Annotated in this window: 17 protein-coding genes and 1 pseudogene; 15 read left to right on the top strand and 3 right to left on the bottom strand. The window is 71.2% G+C overall.

The window, feature by feature from the left end; translation table 11 throughout:
* Nucleotides 1–52 precede the first annotated feature (52 nt).
* Entirely contained in the window at nt 53–460 is a 408-nt protein-coding gene (locus tag ACZ4UU_RS42955) for a VOC family protein (RefSeq protein ID WP_471908877.1), read from the top strand.
* On the opposite strand, the gene ACZ4UU_RS42950 is transcribed toward ACZ4UU_RS42955, so the two are convergent.
* Both ACZ4UU_RS42950 and ACZ4UU_RS42945 read right to left on the bottom strand, forming a co-directional pair.
* Entirely contained in the window at nt 437–1,114 is a 678-nt protein-coding gene (locus ACZ4UU_RS42950) for a helix-turn-helix transcriptional regulator (RefSeq protein WP_471908876.1), read from the bottom strand. The two genes, ACZ4UU_RS42955 and ACZ4UU_RS42950, sit on opposite strands and share 24 nt — an antisense overlap.
* A gap of 132 nt (nt 1,115–1,246) precedes the next feature.
* Nucleotides 1,247–2,224 (bottom strand): AraC family transcriptional regulator, encoded by a 978-nt coding sequence (locus tag ACZ4UU_RS42945; protein WP_471908875.1) that lies wholly within the window; start codon nt 2,222–2,224, stop codon nt 1,247–1,249.
* An 81-nt stretch (nt 2,225–2,305) separates the two neighbouring features.
* Here ACZ4UU_RS42945 and ACZ4UU_RS42940 point away from each other — a divergent pair, with 81 nt between their 5' ends.
* A complete protein-coding gene (locus ACZ4UU_RS42940) occupies nt 2,306–3,157 on the top strand; it encodes a Rossmann-fold NAD(P)-binding domain-containing protein (RefSeq protein ID WP_471908874.1) in 852 nt (283 codons plus the stop codon).
* A gap of 19 nt (nt 3,158–3,176) precedes the next feature.
* On the opposite strand, the gene ACZ4UU_RS42935 is transcribed toward ACZ4UU_RS42940, so the two are convergent.
* Nucleotides 3,177–4,322 (bottom strand): YihY/virulence factor BrkB family protein, encoded by a 1,146-nt coding sequence (locus ACZ4UU_RS42935; RefSeq protein WP_471908873.1) that lies wholly within the window; start codon nt 4,320–4,322, stop codon nt 3,177–3,179.
* Nucleotides 4,323–4,457: 135 nt separating this feature from the next.
* Between ACZ4UU_RS42935 and ACZ4UU_RS42930 the strand changes: the two genes are divergently transcribed.
* The 13 genes and pseudogenes from ACZ4UU_RS42930 to ACZ4UU_RS42870 form a co-directional block, all read left to right on the top strand.
* Nucleotides 4,458–6,092, top strand: coding sequence for an acyl-CoA dehydrogenase family protein (locus ACZ4UU_RS42930; RefSeq protein WP_471908872.1), 1,635 nt, complete (start codon nt 4,458–4,460; stop codon nt 6,090–6,092).
* 358 nt (nt 6,093–6,450) lie between these two features.
* Nucleotides 6,451–7,740: a helix-turn-helix domain-containing protein gene (locus tag ACZ4UU_RS42925; protein ID WP_471908871.1), complete on the top strand. Its 1,290-nt coding sequence runs from the start codon at nt 6,451–6,453 to the stop codon at nt 7,738–7,740.
* A gap of 158 nt (nt 7,741–7,898) precedes the next feature.
* On the top strand, nt 7,899–9,188 hold the full coding sequence (locus tag ACZ4UU_RS42920; protein WP_471908870.1) for a hypothetical protein: 1,290 nt from the start codon (nt 7,899–7,901) through the stop codon (nt 9,186–9,188).
* Nucleotides 9,189–9,259: 71 nt separating this feature from the next.
* On the top strand, nt 9,260–9,832 hold the full coding sequence (locus ACZ4UU_RS42915) for a GNAT family N-acetyltransferase (RefSeq protein WP_471908925.1): 573 nt from the start codon (nt 9,260–9,262) through the stop codon (nt 9,830–9,832).
* Nucleotides 9,833–9,959: 127 nt separating this feature from the next.
* Nucleotides 9,960–10,043 (top strand): putative leader peptide, encoded by an 84-nt coding sequence (locus ACZ4UU_RS42910; protein WP_310591794.1) that lies wholly within the window; start codon nt 9,960–9,962, stop codon nt 10,041–10,043.
* A gap of 127 nt (nt 10,044–10,170) precedes the next feature.
* Nucleotides 10,171–11,868 (top strand): nitrite/sulfite reductase, encoded by a 1,698-nt coding sequence (locus tag ACZ4UU_RS42905; RefSeq protein ID WP_471908869.1) that lies wholly within the window; start codon nt 10,171–10,173, stop codon nt 11,866–11,868.
* 31 nt (nt 11,869–11,899) lie between these two features.
* Complete coding sequence (locus ACZ4UU_RS42900; RefSeq protein WP_471908868.1) at nt 11,900–12,079, top strand: hypothetical protein; 180 nt, start codon at nt 11,900–11,902, stop codon at nt 12,077–12,079.
* Nucleotides 12,076–12,786, top strand: a complete 711-nt coding sequence (locus ACZ4UU_RS42895; protein ID WP_471908867.1) for a phosphoadenylyl-sulfate reductase — start codon at nt 12,076–12,078, stop codon at nt 12,784–12,786. Before ACZ4UU_RS42900 ends, ACZ4UU_RS42895 begins: the two co-directional genes overlap by 4 nt.
* Nucleotides 12,787–12,789: 3 nt before the next feature.
* Nucleotides 12,790–13,377 carry an adenylyl-sulfate kinase gene (cysC, locus tag ACZ4UU_RS42890; protein WP_471908866.1) on the top strand — a complete coding sequence of 196 codons (588 nt, stop codon included), beginning with the start codon at nt 12,790–12,792 and terminating at the stop codon, nt 13,375–13,377.
* Nucleotides 13,374–14,321, top strand: coding sequence for a sulfate adenylyltransferase subunit CysD (cysD, locus tag ACZ4UU_RS42885; RefSeq protein WP_471908865.1), 948 nt, complete (start codon nt 13,374–13,376; stop codon nt 14,319–14,321). The genes cysC and cysD overlap by 4 nt, the downstream gene beginning before the upstream one ends.
* Before the next feature lie 2 nt (nt 14,322–14,323).
* Nucleotides 14,324–15,658 carry a sulfate adenylyltransferase subunit 1 gene (locus ACZ4UU_RS42880; protein WP_471908864.1) on the top strand — a complete coding sequence of 445 codons (1,335 nt, stop codon included), beginning with the start codon at nt 14,324–14,326 and terminating at the stop codon, nt 15,656–15,658.
* Nucleotides 15,659–15,865: 207 nt separating this feature from the next.
* Nucleotides 15,866–16,966 (top strand): aliphatic sulfonate ABC transporter substrate-binding protein, encoded by a 1,101-nt coding sequence (locus ACZ4UU_RS42875; protein WP_471908863.1) that lies wholly within the window; start codon nt 15,866–15,868, stop codon nt 16,964–16,966.
* A 41-nt stretch (nt 16,967–17,007) separates the two neighbouring features.
* Nucleotides 17,008–17,171: pseudogene (locus ACZ4UU_RS42870) on the top strand (ABC transporter ATP-binding protein); the annotation flags it as partial.

The following is a 17,171-nucleotide window of genomic DNA, read 5'->3' as shown; positions in this document are numbered from 1 at the left end:
GCTGTCCGATTCCTTCAAGACCGGCCGCCGCCCGGCTGTCTACGCTGGCCGCATGACTCCACGATTCGATGCCATCGGCCTCGTCGTCTCCGACATGGCCGCCTCTGTCACCTTCTACCGCCGCCTCGGGTTCGCGTTCCCCGAGGACGCCGAACACGAGCCCCACGCCGAGGCCGAGCTCCCGGGCGGGCTGCGCCTGCTGCTCGACACCGAGGCGACGGTGCGGTCCTTCCTCCCACACTGGCAGCCGCCCAGCGGTGGCGGCCGCCACTCCCTTGCGCTGCGCTGCGACGACCCGACGGAGGTCGACGCCGTGTACGAGGACCTGGTCGGCGCCGGCTACCACGGCGAGCTCAAGCCGTGGGACGCCTTCTGGGGCCAGCGCTACGCCTGCGTGCACGACCCGGACGGCAACGGCGTCGACCTGTTCGCGCCCCTAACCGCCCCGCCGGCCGAGTAGCTCCCCGAGCGGCAGCCCCGCGAGTTCCTTGACGTCCCGGGCCAGATGAGCCTGATCGGCGAACCCCGTCCGCACGGCCGTCTCGGCGAAGCCCACGCCCTCACGGGCCAGCGCGAGAGCCCTTTGCAGCCGCAGGATCCGGGCGAGAGTCTTTGGACCGTACCCGAAGGCGGCGAGCGATCTGCGGTGCAACTGGCGTGCGCCGACGCCGAGTTCGTCGGCGGTGGCGGCGACCGGACGCCCGGCGTGGAGGGCCCCGACCAGCCTGTCCAGCAGAGGGTCCGATGGCGTCGCGCGTTCCAGTGCGACCTCTTCGAGCGCCGTGGCGAGGTCAGCGGCCGCCGCGACACGCCCTTGCAGCCGCCGCACCTCCGCCGCGGGCCACAACTCGGCCAACTCCACACGCTGGTCCCGCAGTTCATACGCCGGCGCCTCGAAGAAGGCAGGCGCGGCACCCGGCCGGAACCGCAACCCCACCCAGGTACTCACCGCCCCCTCCGTGACGTATGCCCGAGTATCGGGCCCGGCAACGAGCAACCGCCCGTCGTGCCAGAGCAGATCCATACACCCGTCGGGCAGCACACGCCCGGGCCCGCCGGGCGCATTGGTCCACACCACAGCGCCGGGCAGCCGAGACTGCCACTCCGCGTACATACAAACGAGGCTACGCGGCCACCCCTTGAGGGGTGCGGGGCCGTGTCGATATGCGGCTCCGCCGCGTGGGCGCGACCAGCCACACCGAACCCGCACCCCGCGAAGCACCGCCCCCCGACGGCGAACCCCGCCCTACCCCACGACCCGCGCCCGATACTCCTGCGGACTGACCCCATAAACCCTCTTGAACGCACTGGACAACGCAAACGCGCTCCCATAACCAACCCGCCGGGCGATGGCGTCCAACGTGTCCCCGGTGTCCCGCAACGCATCCGCCGCCAGTGCCAGCCGCCACCCGGTGAGGTACGTCATCGGCGGCTCCCCCACCAGCTCCGTGAACCGCCGCCCGAGCGCGGCCCGCGACACCCCCGCCTTGGCGGCGAGCGAGGCGACCGTCCAGGGATGCGCGGGATCGTCCTGGACCAAACGCAGGACGCGCCCGACGACCGGGTCCGCCAGCGCCCGGTACCAGGCGGGAGCCTCCGCCTCCGGGCGGGAGAACCAGGCCCGCAGCGCGGCGATGACCAGCAGGTCGAGCAGCCTGTCCAGCACCACCTCCTGCCCGGGCTCGTCGCGGACGATCTCCTCCATGAGGTACGGCGTGAGCGGGCAGTCCCACACGTCGGCCGGGAGGCACAGCAGCGGCGGCAACGCGTTCAGCAGCCGCCCGCTGATCTCGCCCTGCCACAGATAGGTGCCGATCAGCATCACGGCCGACCCGTCGAGCCGATCACCCCAGGTGCGCACGCCCAGGTCCATAGAGCCGTTGAGGGAGCGACCGTCGGGGTAGCGGCACTCGGCGCCCGGCAGGATCAGGGCCTGGGGCGCGGTGCCGGGGTCGTCGGCGCAGGTGTAGGGGTCGGGGCCGCGGGCGATGGCGAGGTCGCCGGGGCGCAGCCGGATCCTCCCCCGGCCTTCGGCCGGGGGGAACCCCATCTCGCTTCGCTCGCCCTGGTCGGGGATCACCCAGGCGTCGCCGCGGACCATGACCATGACGGTGAGCGGGGCGCGGTCCTCGATACGGATGGACCAGGGCGGTTCGAAGCACGCGCGGATCATGAAGGCGCCACGCGCGCGTGGACCCTCCAACAGGCCTGCAAGGGCGTCCATGGCGTTCAGCGTAGACGGCCGCGCATGCGAATGAGCCGTTCGGCGATGGGCTGTTGGGACGCGCGGCCGTTGACTGGAGGCATGACGGAGAACGCAGCCGACACGGCGAACACGCAGCGGATGACGGTAGTGGTGACCGGGGCCTCGGGTCGTACGGGGAGCCGGGTGGCGCGAGCGACGCGCGGGGCGGGGCTCGCGGTGCGGGCCGCGTCCCGCGCGCAGGGCTTCGACTGGGAGGACCCGACGACGTGGGCTGAGACCCTGCGGGACGCGGACGCGGCGTATCTGATGTACCCGTCGGACGTGGGCTCCCCGGCGGCGGCCGAGGGCATCGGGGCGCTGGCGCGGGAGGCGGTCGGGCTCGGGGTGCGGCGGCTGGTGCTGCTGTCGGCGCGGGGGGAGGTCCAGGCGTTGCCGACCGAGGAGGCGCTGACGTCGTCCGGCGCGGACTGGACGATCGTACGGGCGTCGTGGTTCTCGCAGAACTTCAGCGAGGGGCCGCTGGTGGAGGGGATGGTCCACGGGGAGCTGGTGTTCCCGGCGGGCGAGGTGCGGGAGCCGTTCGTCGACGTGCGGGACATCGCGGACGTGGTGACGGCGGTGCTGACGTCCGGTGACCGCTACGTGGGGCGGACACTGGAGCTGACCGGGCCGCGGCTGCTGTCCTGGCGGGAGGCGGTCGCGGAGATCTCCGGGGCGACGGGCGACACGATCACGTACACACCGGTCCCGACCCGGGCCTACGGCGAGGCCCTGACCGGCTTCGGGGTGCCGCCGGAGGAGGCCGAACTCCTGATCGAGGTCTTCGACACCCTCATGGACGGCCGCAACGCCCATGTCACGGACGACGTCCGGGAGGTACTGGGCCGGGCGCCGCGCGACTTCGCCGACTTCGCGCGGGAGGCCGCGGCGGCGGGGGCGTGGAAGGCCTGAACGTCCGGCCGCGGCCGGGCTAGGAGTCCTCGGGCTTGTGCGGAGGGTGGTGGTGGGTGCTCTTGGCGTGGGTGCGCAGCCGCGAGGTGACGTCCTCCGGGGGGAGGAAGCGGGTCCAGCGCTCGGGGAACTCCGACGGCATGTCCGGGTCCTCGGGGTCGTGGTCGTGGGCCGCGGCGGCCCGGGCGACGTACTCGGCGACCTGGGCCTCGCGCAGCCGTTCGTTGGCGGCGCGGGCCGCGGCCGTCGCGGCGGCCGGCCAGACCCGGTCGATCGCGGCGTTGACCGCGGCCCCGACGAGCACGGCGAACGCGGACACGCCGATCCACAGCATCACGGCGACGGCGGCGGCGAGGGAGCCGTAGATCGACGCGCCCTCGATCGTGTTCGTCAGGTAGATGCGCAGCAGGAAGCTGCCCAGCACCCACATGCCGAGGGCGACCAGCGCACCGGGCACGTCCTCGATCCAGGGGGAGCGGACCGGCACGGACACGTGGTAGAGCGTGGTCAGGAAGGCGATCGACAGGACGATCACGACGGGCCAGTAAAGGACCTGCACCAGGGTCTCCGACCAGGGCACGATCCGTACCACCGCGTCCGGTCCCGCCACCATCAGCGGCAGTGCCACCGAGCCGATCAGCAGGGCCGCGATGAACAGCGCGAACGCCACCAGCCGGGTCTTGACGATGCCGCGGACGCCGTCGAGGCCGTACATCACGGTGATCGTGTCTATGAAGACGTTCACCGCGCGCGACCCCGACCACAGCGCGAACAGGAAGCCGACGGAGATGACGTCGGGACGACCGCCGTGCATCACGTCGTCCAGGATCGGCTGGGCGATCTGGCGCACGCCCTTGTCGGACAGGACGGTGCGCGAGGCCTCGATGAGGTTGGCCTCCAGGCTGCTGATGGTGTCGGTGCCGGTCCAGTCGTCGACGTAGCCGAGGAGGCCGATCATGCTGAGCAGCAGCGGCGGCACGGACAGCAGCGTGAAGAACGCGGCCTCGGCGGCGAGTCCCAGGATGCGGTACTCGATGCAGGAGTTGACGGTGTCCTTGATCAACAGCCAGGCGGTCCGGCGCTTCGAGACGTTCCGGTAGAGGACCCGCGCCCGGTGGAGGCGCCCGGAGGGCTGCTGAGGGGACGATTCACTTGCTGGCTGCACGACCTAAAGGTATCCGCCGTGCGGGGGCGCACTCACCGCGGCGCCGGGTGCGATCCTCGCCGCCTGCCCGGTCCCCCTCGCCGGGGCCGTGTCACGGTGGAGACCGACGCCTCGTGGAGGGATAGGTTCACAGCCATGGCAGGCAGCACGCACACCGTGACCAACCAGCCCCCGCCCCTTGTCGGGTACGACGCCTACACCTCCGACCGCGCCCTGAGCGAAGCCGTCGAACGTCACCTCGACCCGGAGCTGCTGGACGAGGTCCGGGGCGAGCTGGCGGCGCTCGGGAAGACCAGCGGGTCGGCGCAGGTGCAGGAGTGGGGGGTGCTGGCCAACGAGCACCCGCCGACGCTGCGCACCCATGACCGCTACGGCCACCGGATCGACGAGGTCGACTTCCATCCGGCCTGGCACCGGCTGCTCGGCAAGGGCGTCGCGGCGGGGCTGACCGCGGCCTGGGCGCGTCCCGGCGGCCACGTCCGACGGGCGGCGGCTTTCCTCCTCTGGACCCAGGTCGAGGCCGGCAACGGCTGCCCGCTGTCCATGACCCACGCCGCCGTCCCCGCCCTGCGCACGGATCCCGGCCTGGCCGCCGAGTGGGAGCCACGGCTGACGTCCATGATCTACGACCGTGAGCTGCGGCCCGCCGGGCGGAAGGCCGGAGCCCTGTTCGGGATGGGCATGACGGAGAAGCAGGGCGGCAGCGACGTGCGCGCCAACACGACGGCCGCCACCCCGCTCGCCGAAGCAGGCACGTACACGCTGACCGGCCACAAGTGGTTCTGCTCGGCGCCGATGTCGGACGGCTTCCTGGTCCTCGCGCAGGCGCCCGCGGGGCTGACCTGCTTCCTCGTCCCACGCGTACTGGAGGACGGCAGCCGCAACGTCTTCCTGATCCAGCGTCTCAAGAACAAGCTGGGCAACCGCTCCAACGCCTCCGCCGAGGTCGAGTTCGACGGGACCTGGGCGCGCCGGGTCGGTGAGGAGGGCCGCGGGGTGCGCACCATCATCGAGATGGTGGCGGCGACCCGCCTCGACTGTGTCCTCGGCTCGGCGGGCCTGATGCGGCAGGCCGTCGCGCAGGCGGTCCACCACTGCGCCCACCGGGAGGCGTTCGGCGGAAAGCTCGTCGACCGGCCCCTGATGCGCAACGTCCTGGCCGACCTGGCCGTCGAGTCCGAGGCGGCGACGGTCCTCGCACTGCGCCTCGCCGCCGCCTACGACGACGGCGGCGAACAGGAGCGCGCCCTGCTGCGGATCGCGGTACCGGCCGCCAAGTACTGGGTGACCAAGCGCTGCACACCCCTCACGGTCGAGGCCGCCGAATGCCTGGGCGGCAACGGCTACGTCGAGGAGTCCGGCATGCCCCGCCTGGTCCGCGAGTCCCCCCTGAACTCGATCTGGGAGGGTGCCGGCAACGTCCAGGCGCTGGACGTCCTGCGCGCCCTGCAACGCGAGCCCGCCGCCCTCAACGCCTACCTCCAGGAAGTGGGCAAGGCCCGCGGCGCCGACCACCGCCTCGACACGGCGATCAAGGCCCTCCTGACAGAACTGGCCGACCTGGAGGGCATCGAGGGACGGGCCCGGCGGCTGACGGAACGACTGGCACTGGTCCTTCAGGGCTCCCTGCTCGTCCGCTTCGCTCCCCCGGAGGTGGCAGACTCCTTCTGCGCGTCGCGCCTGGGCACCGACGGAGGCCTTGCCTTCGGCACACTGCCCCACAACCTCGCTCAGGTGGCCATCGTGAACCGGGCGACGCCGGTGAGCTGACCGACCCAGGGGCGCGGGGCTGTATCAATCTGCGGCTCCGCCGCGCGGGCGCGACCAGCCACGACGCACCCGCAGCCGCCCGAAACCCCACGCGGCGCCCGCCCAAGGCGCAACGGCCCAACCGCCGGAGGTAGGGGGTGGTGCTGCGCCGACACGGCACCACCCCCACCATGGCCCGTTCGAGGCCGCGAACGCCGCTCGGGACGGCGTTGCTCAAGTTTCAACCAGGCCAGAGCCGTCCACCAGGGTTGCAAGGGGTTGCAACTTGTTGGCGTCTGTGTGCGGAGTGTGTGCCTCCGCGAGCGGCGGGCGGCACTATGAGACACACGGTCAGGACACACCCGAACGGAGAGGACCCTTGGCGCACTCGCCGACGGACGTGACGCAGCTGGCCGCCGTGGACGCGGCGCGGGCGGCCCGAGTACTCAGCGAGGTCCGCGCCGCCACGCTCTCCGGCCGGCGCGCCCCCGTCGCGCCGCGCCCGGTGATCGAGCAGTCCTGGTCACGCATGCTGCGCAGCGGCGTCGACCCGGACCACGACTTCAGGTCCGGGCTGCTGACCCGCGAGGAGGTGCAGCGGCGCCGGGAGGACACCACGCTCAGACATGTCCTGCCGGTGCTGCGCGAGGGCCTGCTGTCGGTCGCGGACGTCGCCCACCACATCATGGTCGTCGCCGACGACGACGGCCGGGTGCTGTGGCGGGAGGGCAACTCCTCCGTGCTGCGCAAGGCCGACCACCTCGGCTTCGAACTCGGCGCCGACTGGCGGGAAAGCGTCGTCGGCACGAACGGCGTGGGGACCCCGGCGGTCGTGCGCCGGCCCGTGCAGGTCTTCGCCTCCGAGCACTTCCAGCGCTCGCAGACCTCCTGGACCTGCACCGGCGCCCCCATCACGGATCCCCGGGACGGCAGGCTGATCGGCGTGGTGGACATCAGCGGGCCGCTGGAGACCATGCATCCGGCGACGCTCGCCTGGGTCGACTCGGTGGCCAAGCTCGCCGAGGCCCGGCTGCGAGAGCTGCATCTGACCTCGCTTGAGCGGCTGCGTGCGGTGGCGGCGCCGGTGCTGGCGCGGCTGCCCGGCCGGGCGCTGGTGGTGGACCGCGACGGCTGGACGGCAGCGGTGTCCGGAATGCCGTACACGCACCGGATCGCGCTGCCCAAGTCGCTGTCGCCGGGCCGACGGTGGCTGCCGCCGCTGGGCCTGTGCTCGGTGGAGCCGCTGGCCGGCGGCTGGCTGCTGCGGGCCTCGGTGGAGCCGGTTCCGGCCGCGGCGACACGGATCGCGCTGGACCTGACCCAGCCGCGCCGCTGGTCGGTGACGGTGTCCGGCGGCGCCGGGTCCTGGAGCCACGAACTGAGTCCCCGGCATGCCGAGTTGCTGTACCTGCTGGCCCTGCACCGGGTCGGCCGCAGCGCCGCGGAGCTGGCCGAGGACGTGTTCGGGGACGCGGGGCGTACGGTGACAGTGCGCGCCGAGATGTCCCGGGTACGGCGCTACCTCGGGGCGTTCCTGGAGCATCGGCCGTACCGCTTCCGCGAGGACGCGGAGGTCGAGGTGCTGCTGCCGGACGACCCGCGCGATCTGCTGCCGCACTCGACGGCACCCGCGGTGGCCCGGGGGCGGATCTCGGCCGACGTGTCCTGAGTCAGGACGGCCCGCGGAGTACATCTTCCGCATATTTGCGGGGTCTTAGTCCGCAACCACGCTCAACTGCCGTAGCATCCCTGTACGGGCCGCCCCACCTGCTCCTTTGGTCAACGCACAGACCAATAGCCGCAGTTGGCCCGCCTCGGGAGGTTGTGATGAAGCACCGCGGCAGACATCGTCGACGCAAGCAGGGCCGCGCGGTGCGCGCGTTCCTCGCCGGAACCGCCCTCGCGCTCACCGCCGCCGCCACGATGATCAGCGCGTCACAGGCCACGGTCGGCGACAACCCCGGGGCGCTGGAGCCCCTCACCAGGGCGGCGGAGACCCGCGCACTCCGGCTGCAGGAGCAGTTGGTCCCGCAGGCCACCCTCGACGAACTCGCCTCCGGGATGGGCAGGCCGGTCGGTGTCAGTGCCGTCCTGGAGACCGCCGACCGGAGCCTGCGTACCGCGTCCGGCTGCACGGCCGACGAGCGCACGGCACTGCCGATCTCGCCGGCGGCCACCCGCGCGTACTGCTGGGACGCCGCCGACACCCGGACCTGGCGGGCGGGGGCGATCACCACCTCGGGCGACGCCGACGACGACGGCTGGTGGAACGACAACCGGGTGCTGCTCTCCGGCTGGAGCCAGGGCACCGCCGACCGCGGTCTCGCCCGGGTCGCCTTCGTCGACGCGAACGACCTGAGCCGCCTCAGGTACGCGTCGGCCCTCCTGGTCGTCCCGGTGGACGGCGGACGCGACTACCGCGCCCTGCCGTCCCGCCTGTCGGGGATGGTCTGGTACCAGGACAAGCTGCTGGTCACCGCGGGCGACGGCCTGTACGTGTACGACATGAACCGCGTCCAGCGCACCACGGTGGACAGCTCCGCGGTGGGCCGCGTCAAGGATGGCTGGTCGGCGCACGGCTACCGGTTCGTCCTGCCGGCCGTCGGCTCGTACCGGCTGACCGGCGGAAGCAGCGCTCCCGCGCTCGGCGGCATCTCCCTGGACCGGGCCACGGCGCCCGACAGCCTGGTCGCGAGCGAGCGGACCGCCGTCGACAGCGACCGGCACGCCCGTCTGTGGCGCTACGACTTCAGCAAGGACCCGGCCCGCGCCGGCCTGCTCTCCACCGACGCCACCGGATCCGCGTCCGCGGTCGAGGCGTACGAGACGGAGGCGTCCGGCATCGCGGGCGTCCTGTCCCGCCCTTCCGCCGGGACGGAGCGCTCCGACTGGTACGTCAGCCGCGCCCCGGGCTCCACGGACCGGCAGGGCAGCCTGTGGCGCCAGGACACCGACGGCGCCGAGGCGACCCGCTGCGGCTCGCAGGACGCGCCCCGCTGCTGGGGCGTCCGGGCCGGCCCGCTGTCGTACTGGGAGGCGACCGGGGAGGTCTGGTCCCAGTCAGGGCGGATGCTGTTCGCCGTGCCGCTGACGTCGATCGACCGAGCACTGGGGTAGCCGCCCGGCCAGGGGCGGCCCGCGTGGCCGCCGATCGACAGATCGGCCACTCGGGTGGTTCCCTGGCCGACATGCCCAACATCGCCGTGACCACCTGGTCCCTGGAACAGACCGCGCCCACCGACCTCCTCCCGGCCCAGACCCCGGAGGGCGACGTGAAGATCGTCCGCTCCGAGGTGCCCTCCCCCGAGTTCAGCCGCTTCCTGTACACCTCTGTGGGCGGCGACATCCTCTGGACCGACCAGCTCGGCTGGACGTACGCGCAATGGCAGGCACACCTGGAGCGCGCTGGAGTCGAGACCTGGGTGGCCTACGACCGCGGCACGCCCGCCGGCTACCTGGAGCTGAGCCCGCAGGACGACGGCGTCGTGGAGATCGAGCACTTCGGCCTGATCCCGGCCTTCCGCGGACGCCGCATCGGCGGGCACCTGCTGTCGTACGGCGCCGCCCGCGCCTGGGACCTCGCGGACCGCTGGCCGGGCCTCGCCCAGACGAAGCGGGTCTGGCTGCACACATGCAGCAAGGACGGCGAGCACGCCATGGCCAACTACCAGCGTCGTGGCTTCAAGCTCTTCGACACCAAGGTCGAGGAGGAGGCCGTGGTGGCCACGCCCGGTCCGTGGCCGGGCGCCTACCCCGGCTGAGCTGGGGAGGAAAGGCCCGATACAGGCCATGTGACCAACACCACCCTTGTCTCACTCTCCGGGACAAGGGTGTCCGCATCTTGGACGAAGCTGGACTCTGTCCAGATCGCCGTGACACGCTTCCGTCATGTCTGGAACTGGAATTGCCTTGGTGAGTCGGCGGCACGTCGACCTCGGCCGCATGTCCAGCGCCATCTGTCCGGCGCGCTGACAGCCCCGCAGCGCCCGACATCTCTCTCTTCTCGCTTCATTCCCGCGCAATGACGCGCACCTATACCCATGCGCCCGTATGCGCAGGTCAGAGCCGCATTCCGCCTGTCCCGAAGGACGTATCAACCATGGCCGCCACCCCGCAGAAACCTGCCGCCGCGACTCCCCGCCGCAAGGTGAGCCGTCACCGCGGTGAGGGTCAGTGGGCCGCGGGGCACCACACCCCGCTGAACGGCAACGAACAGTTCAAGAAGGACGACGACGGTCTCAATGTGCGGACACGCATTGAGACGATCTACTCCAAGCGGGGCTTCGACTCGATCGACCCCAACGACCTGCGCGGCCGGATGCGCTGGTGGGGCCTGTACACCCAGCGCAAGCCCGGGATCGACGGCGGCAAGACCGCGATCCTGGAGCCGGAGGAGCTGGACGACAAGTACTTCATGCTGCGGGTGCGGATCGACGGCGGACGCCTCACCACCCAGCAGCTGCGGGTGATCGGCGAGATCTCCGAGGAGTTCGCGCGCGGCAGCGCGGACATCACCGACCGGCAGAACATCCAGCTGCACTGGATCCGCATCGAGGACGTGCCGGAGATCTGGAACCGCCTGGAGGCGGTCGGGCTGTCCACCACGGAGGCCTGCGGCGACTGCCCGCGTGTCGTCATCGGCTCGCCGGTCGCCGGGATCGCCGAGGACGAGATCGTCGACGGCACCTGGGCGATCGACGAGATCCACGAGCGGTACATCGGCAGCAAGGAGTTCTCCAACCTGCCGCGCAAGTTCAAGACGGCGATCTCCGGCTCCCCGCTCCTGGACGTGGTCCACGAGATCAACGACATCGCCTTCGTCGGTGTCGAGCACCCCGAGCACGGCCCCGGCTTCGACCTGTGGGTAGGCGGCGGGCTGTCCACCAACCCGAAGCTCGGCGTCCGCCTCGGCGCCTGGGTGCCGCTGGACGAGGTGCCCGAGGTGTGGGCCGGCGTGGTGGGCATCTTCCGTGACTGGGGTTACCGGCGCCTGCGGACGCGCGCCCGCCTGAAGTTCCTCGTCGCCGACTGGGGCCCGGAGAAGTTCCGCCAGGTCCTGGAGGACGACTACCTGGGGCGCAAGCTCGTCGACGGTCCCGCGCCCGCCGACCCCGCGGGCCGCTGGCGCGACCACGTCGGTGTGCACCGGCAGAAGGACGGCCGCTACTACGTCGGTTTCGCGCCGCGCGTCGGCCGGGTCGACGGCGCCACGCTCACGAAGATCGCCGAGGTGGCCGAGGCGCACGGCTCGAACCGGGTCCGCACCACCGTCGAGCAGAAGATGATCGTCCTCGATGTCGAGGAGGCGCAGGTCGAGCCGCTGGTCGAGGCCCTGGAGGCGCTGGACCTGACGGCCAAGCCGTCCCCGTTCCGGCGCGGCACCATGGCCTGCACCGGCATCGAGTACTGCAAGCTCGCCATCGTCGAGACCAAGGCGCGCGGCTCCCAGCTGATCGACGAACTCGAACGCCGCATCCCGGAGTTCGACGAGCCGATCACCATCAACCTCAACGGCTGCCCGAACGCCTGCGCCCGTATCCAGGTGGCGGACATCGGTCTCAAGGGCCAGCTGGTCCTCAACGACCAGGGCGAGCAGGTCGAGGGCTACCAGGTGCACCTCGGTGGCGCGCTGGGCCTGGAGGCCGGCTTCGGCCGCAAGGTGCGTGGTCTGAAGGTCACCTCCGACGAGCTGCCCGACTACGTCGAGCGCGTGCTGAAGCGCTTCCAGGACGAGCGCGAGGACGGCGAGCGGTTCGCCGCCTGGGCCGCGCGCGCCTCCGAGGAGGCACTGTCGTGAGCGTCAGCGAACGACAGCGAAAGGAGGGGCCATGAGCGAGCGGGCCGCCCCCTTCTACTGCCCCTACTGCGGTGACGAGGACCTCCGTCCCAGCGAGCAGGGTCACGGCGCGTGGGAATGCGCGGCGTGCAACCGCGCATTCCAGTTGAAGTTCCTCGGGCTGCTCGCCCAGGGCCTTCAGCACAACGACGCAGGGGGAAAACGGATATGACGACGCTTCAGGAAGAGCGCACGACCGACGATCTGAAGGCGCTCGCCGAGCAGGCGGGCCGTGACCTGGAGGACGCCTCCGCGCTGGAGATCCTGCAGTGGGCGGTCGGCACCTTCGGCAAGCGCTTCTGCGTGACCTCGTCGATGGAGGACGCGGTGGTCGCCCACCTCGCCTCCCGCGCGATGCCCGGCGTGGACGTCGTCTTCCTCGACACCGGCTACCACTTCGAGGAGACCATCGGCACCCGCGACGCGGTCGAGGCCGTGATGGACGTCAACGTCATCACGCTCACCCCGCGCCAGACGGTCGCCGAGCAGGACGCCGAGTACGGTCCGAAGCTGCACGACCGCGACCCCGACCTGTGCTGCAAGCTGCGCAAGGTCGAGCCGCTGGAGCGGGGCCTGAAGGACTATGTGGCCTGGGCGACCGGCCTGCGCCGCGACGAGTCCCCGACCCGGGCGAACACCCCGGTCGTCGGCTGGGACGAGAAGCGCCAGAAGGTCAAGATCTCCCCGATCGCCCGCTGGACGCAGGACGACGTCGACGCCTACGTCACCGAGCACGGTGTCCTCACCAACCCGCTGCTGATGGACGGCTACGCCTCCGTCGGCTGCGCGCCCTGCACCCGCCGGGTCCTGCAGGGCGAGGACGCCCGGGCCGGCCGCTGGGCGGGCCGAGCCAAGACCGAGTGCGGACTGCACGGCTGACCCATGACCGAGTCCTCGGCGTTTCCCACGCCTTCTGCGAATTTGGAGAACCACGTGACGAGCGGAGCCACCGTCTGGCTCACGGGTCTGCCGAGCGCCGGCAAGACCACCATCGCCTACGAACTGGCCGGCCGGCTCCGCGAGGAGGGCCACCGCGTCGAGGTGCTCGACGGCGACGAGATCCGCGAGTTCATCTCGGCGGGCCTCGGCTTCAGCCGCGAGGACCGGCACACCAACGTGCAGCGCATCGGCTTCCTCGCCGAACTGCTCGCCCGTAACGGCGTGACGGCGCTCGTCCCGGTGATCGCGCCCTACGCCGACAGCCGTGACGCGGTACGCAAGCGCCACCAGGAGGGCGGGACGGCGTACCTCGAGGTGCACGTGGCCACTCCGGTCGAGGTGTGCTCCGTACGCGATGTGAAGGGGCTGTACGCCAAGCAGGCCGCGGGCGAGCTGACGGGGCTGACCGGGGTCGACGACCCGTACGAGGCGCCCGAGTCGCCCGATCTGCGGATCGAGTCGCAGAACCAGACCGTCCAGGAATCCGCGGGCGCGGTCCACGCGCTGCTCACCGAGAGGGGACTGGCATGACGACGACCGTTGCCACGGTCAAGGGAGGCGAGGACGGTACGGACTCCCCGTACGCCCTCTCCCACCTGGACGCGCTGGAATCCGAGGCCGTCCACATCTTCCGTGAGGTGGCGGGCGAGTTCGAGCGGCCGGTGATCCTGTTCTCCGGCGGCAAGGACTCCATCGTCATGCTGCACCTGGCGCTGAAGGCGTTCGCGCCGGCGCCGGTGCCGTTCACGCTGCTGCACGTCGACACGGGGCACAACTTCCCCGAGGTCATCGAGTACCGCGACCGTACGGTCGAGAAGCACAACCTGCGGCTGCACGTCGCGTCGGTGCAGGACTACATCGACCGGGGGGTACTCAAGGAGCGCCCGGACGGCACGCGCAACCCGCTGCAGACGGTGCCGCTGACGGAGAAGATCCAGAGCGAGAAGTTCGACGCGGTCTTCGGCGGCGGTCGGCGCGACGAGGAGAAGGCGCGGGCCAAGGAGCGCGTCTTCTCGCTGCGGGACGAGTTCTCGCAGTGGGACCCGCGCCGGCAGCGGCCCGAGCTGTGGAACCTGTACAACGGCCGGCACGCGCCCGGCGAGCACGTCCGCGTGTTCCCGCTGTCCAACTGGACCGAGCTGGACGTGTGGCAGTACATCGCCCGTGAGGGGATCGAGCTGCCGCAGATCTACTTCGCGCACGAGCGTGACGTGTTCGCCAGGGGCGGCATGTGGCTGACGGCGGGCGAGTGGGGCGGGCCCAAGGACGGCGAGACCGTCGAGAAGCGGCTCATCCGCTACCGGACCGTCGGCGACATGTCCTGCACGGGTGCCGTCGACTCCGACGCGGTGACCCTGGAACAGGTCATCGCCGAGATCGCCGCGTCCCGGCTCACCGAGCGCGGCGCCACCCGCGCCGACGACAAGCTCTCCGAGGCCGCGATGGAAGACCGCAAGCGCGAGGGGTACTTCTAAGCATGAGCACGATCACGACCGAGGAGCTCTCGGCCACCACACTGCTGCGGTTCGCCACCGCGGGCTCCGTCGACGACGGAAAGTCCACGCTCGTCGGCCGGCTGCTGCACGACTCCAAGTCGGTGCTCGCCGACCAGCTGGAGGCCGTCGAGCACGCCTCCCGCAACCGCGGCCAGGAGGCGCCCGACCTGGCGCTGCTGACGGACGGTCTGCGCGCCGAGCGCGAGCAGGGCATCACCATCGATGTGGCGTATCGCTACTTCGCGACCCCGCGCCGCCGGTTCATCCTGGCCGACACTCCGGGCCATGTGCAGTACACCCGCAACATGGTGACGGGCGCGTCGACGGCCGAGCTGACGGTGATCCTGGTCGACGCCCGCAACGGCGTGGTCGAGCAGACCCGCCGGCACGCGGCGATCGCGGCCCTGCTGCGGGTGCCGCACGTCGTGCTCGCCGTGAACAAGATGGACCTGGTCGACTACCAGGAGTCCGTCTTCGCCGCGATCGCCGAGGAGTTCACGGCGTACGCGCTGGAACTGGGTGTCCCGGAGATCACCGCGATCCCGATCTCGGCGCTGGCCGGCGACAACGTGGTGGACGCGTCGGCGAACATGGACTGGTACGGCGGCCCGACCTTCCTGGAGCACCTGGAGACGGTCCCGGTCACCCACGACCTGAGCCACTGCCACGCCCGGCTGCCCGTGCAGGTCGTGATCCGGCCGCAGACCGCGGAGCACCCGGACTACCGGGGTTACGCCGGTCAGATCGCCGCCGGTTCGTTCCGGGTCGGCGAGTCGGTGACCGTGCTGCCGTCGGGCCGTACGTCGAAGATCTCCGGCATCGACCTGCTGGGCGAGCCGGTCGACATCGCGTGGACCACGCAGTCGGTGACCCTCCTGCTGGAGGACGACATCGACATCTCGCGCGGCGACCTGATCGTGCCGACCAAGGACGCGCCGCCGACCACGCAGGACATCGAGGCCACCGTCTGCCATGTCGCCGACGCGCCGCTGACCGTCGGTCACCGGGTGCTGCTCAAGCACGGCACGCGCACGGTCAAGGCGATCGTGAAGGACATCCCGTCCCGGCTCACGCTGGACGACCTGTCCCTGCACCCGCACCCGGGGCAGCTCGTCGCCAACGACATCGGCCGGGTGAAGGTCCGTACCGCCGAGCCGCTGCCGGTCGACTCCTACGCCGACTCGCGCCGCACCGGATCGTTCATCCTGATCGACCCCAGCGACGGCACCACGCTCACCGCGGGCATGGTCGGCGAGTCGTTCGCCTCGCCGGAGCCGGTCAAGGACGAGGCCGAGGACGACGGGTGGGACTTCTGACATGAAGGCCCACGACGTGTACTCCACGTTCGCGAAGGAGGGCGGCCGCGTCGGCAGCGGCGTCCTCGGCAGCGGGCAGGGCGGAGTGGCGCGATGTGCGCGCTGACGTGCGCGCACCGTGTGTGCGCCGGTCCCCACAATCCCGCCGACTCCCCGGCCACGACCTGACACGGGCGTGACGCCGGGCCACCGAGAGGAACACCTCCCGTGCCTGCCACCCCCGCCCTGCGACGGACGTTCGCCGTCCTGGCCGCGCTGCCGCTGCTGGCCCTCGCGGCCTGCGGCTACGGCTCCCAGGCCAAGGAGAACACGGAGCACGCCATCGCCGGGGCGGCCAAGGTCGACGGCCTGGACTCGGTGCGGATCGGCTACTTCGGCAACCTCACGCACGCCACGGCACTGGTCGGGCGGCACGAGGGGCTGTTCCAGAAGGAGCTGGGCGGGACGACGGCGCAGTACGCCACGTTCAACGCCGGTCCCTCGGAGATCGAGGCGCTGAACTCCAAGTCCATCGACATCGGCTGGATCGGCCCCTCCCCCGCCATCAACGGCTACCTCAGGTCGGACGGCACGAATCTGCGGATCATCTCGGGTTCGGCCTCGGGCGGCGTGAAGCTCGTCGTCAACCCCGACAAGATCAAGTCCTTGAAGGACGTCAAGGGCAAGAGGATCGCCACGCCGCAGCTCGGCAACACCCAGGACGTGGCGTTCCTCGACTGGGTCGCCGAGCAGGGCTGGAAGGTCGACGCGCAGAGCGGCAAGGGCGACGTGTCCGTCGTCCGTACGGACAACAAGATCACGCCGGACGCCTACCGGTCGGGGTCGATCGACGGTGCGTGGGTGCCGGAGCCGACCGCGTCGAAGCTGGTCGCCGAGGGCGGGAAGGTGCTGCTGGACGAGGCCGACCTGTGGCCGGACAAGAAGTTCGTGATCACGAACGTCATCGTGCGGCAGGACTTCCTCAAGGAGCACCCCGAGGCCGTCGAGGCCGTACTGCGCGCCTCGGTGCGGACCAACCGGTGGATCGACGACAACCCGGAGAAGGCGAAGGCCGCGGCGAACGCGCAGCTGAAGTCCGACACCGGGAAGGCGCTGCCGACCGACGTGCTCGACCCGGCGTGGCAGTCCATCCAGGTCACCGACGACCCGCTCGCGGCCACGCTGAACACCGAGGCCCAGCACGCGTTCGAGGCGGGGCTGCTCCAGAAGCCGGACCTGACCGGCATCTACGACCTGACACCGCTGAACAGGGTCCTCAAGGCCGAGGGCGAACCCGAGTTCGACGACGCCGGGCTCGGCGTCGAGTAAGTCCCGTTTCCGGATTCCGAGTTCCCCAGGAGGTGACGACCATGGCTACCGCCCTCGCCAAGGCCGCCGACACGGATGCGTCCGTCGAGCACGCCGCGCGCATCGACCACGTCTCGAAGTCCTTCGCCGGCCCCGCCGGGCAGCAGCTCGTCCTGGACGACATCACGCTCGATGTCGCGCCCGGTGAGTTCGTCACCCTCCTCGG

This window comes from Streptomyces sp. NPDC028907, assembly GCF_055564995.1.
This window is presented reverse-complemented; position numbering and strand designations above follow the sequence as displayed.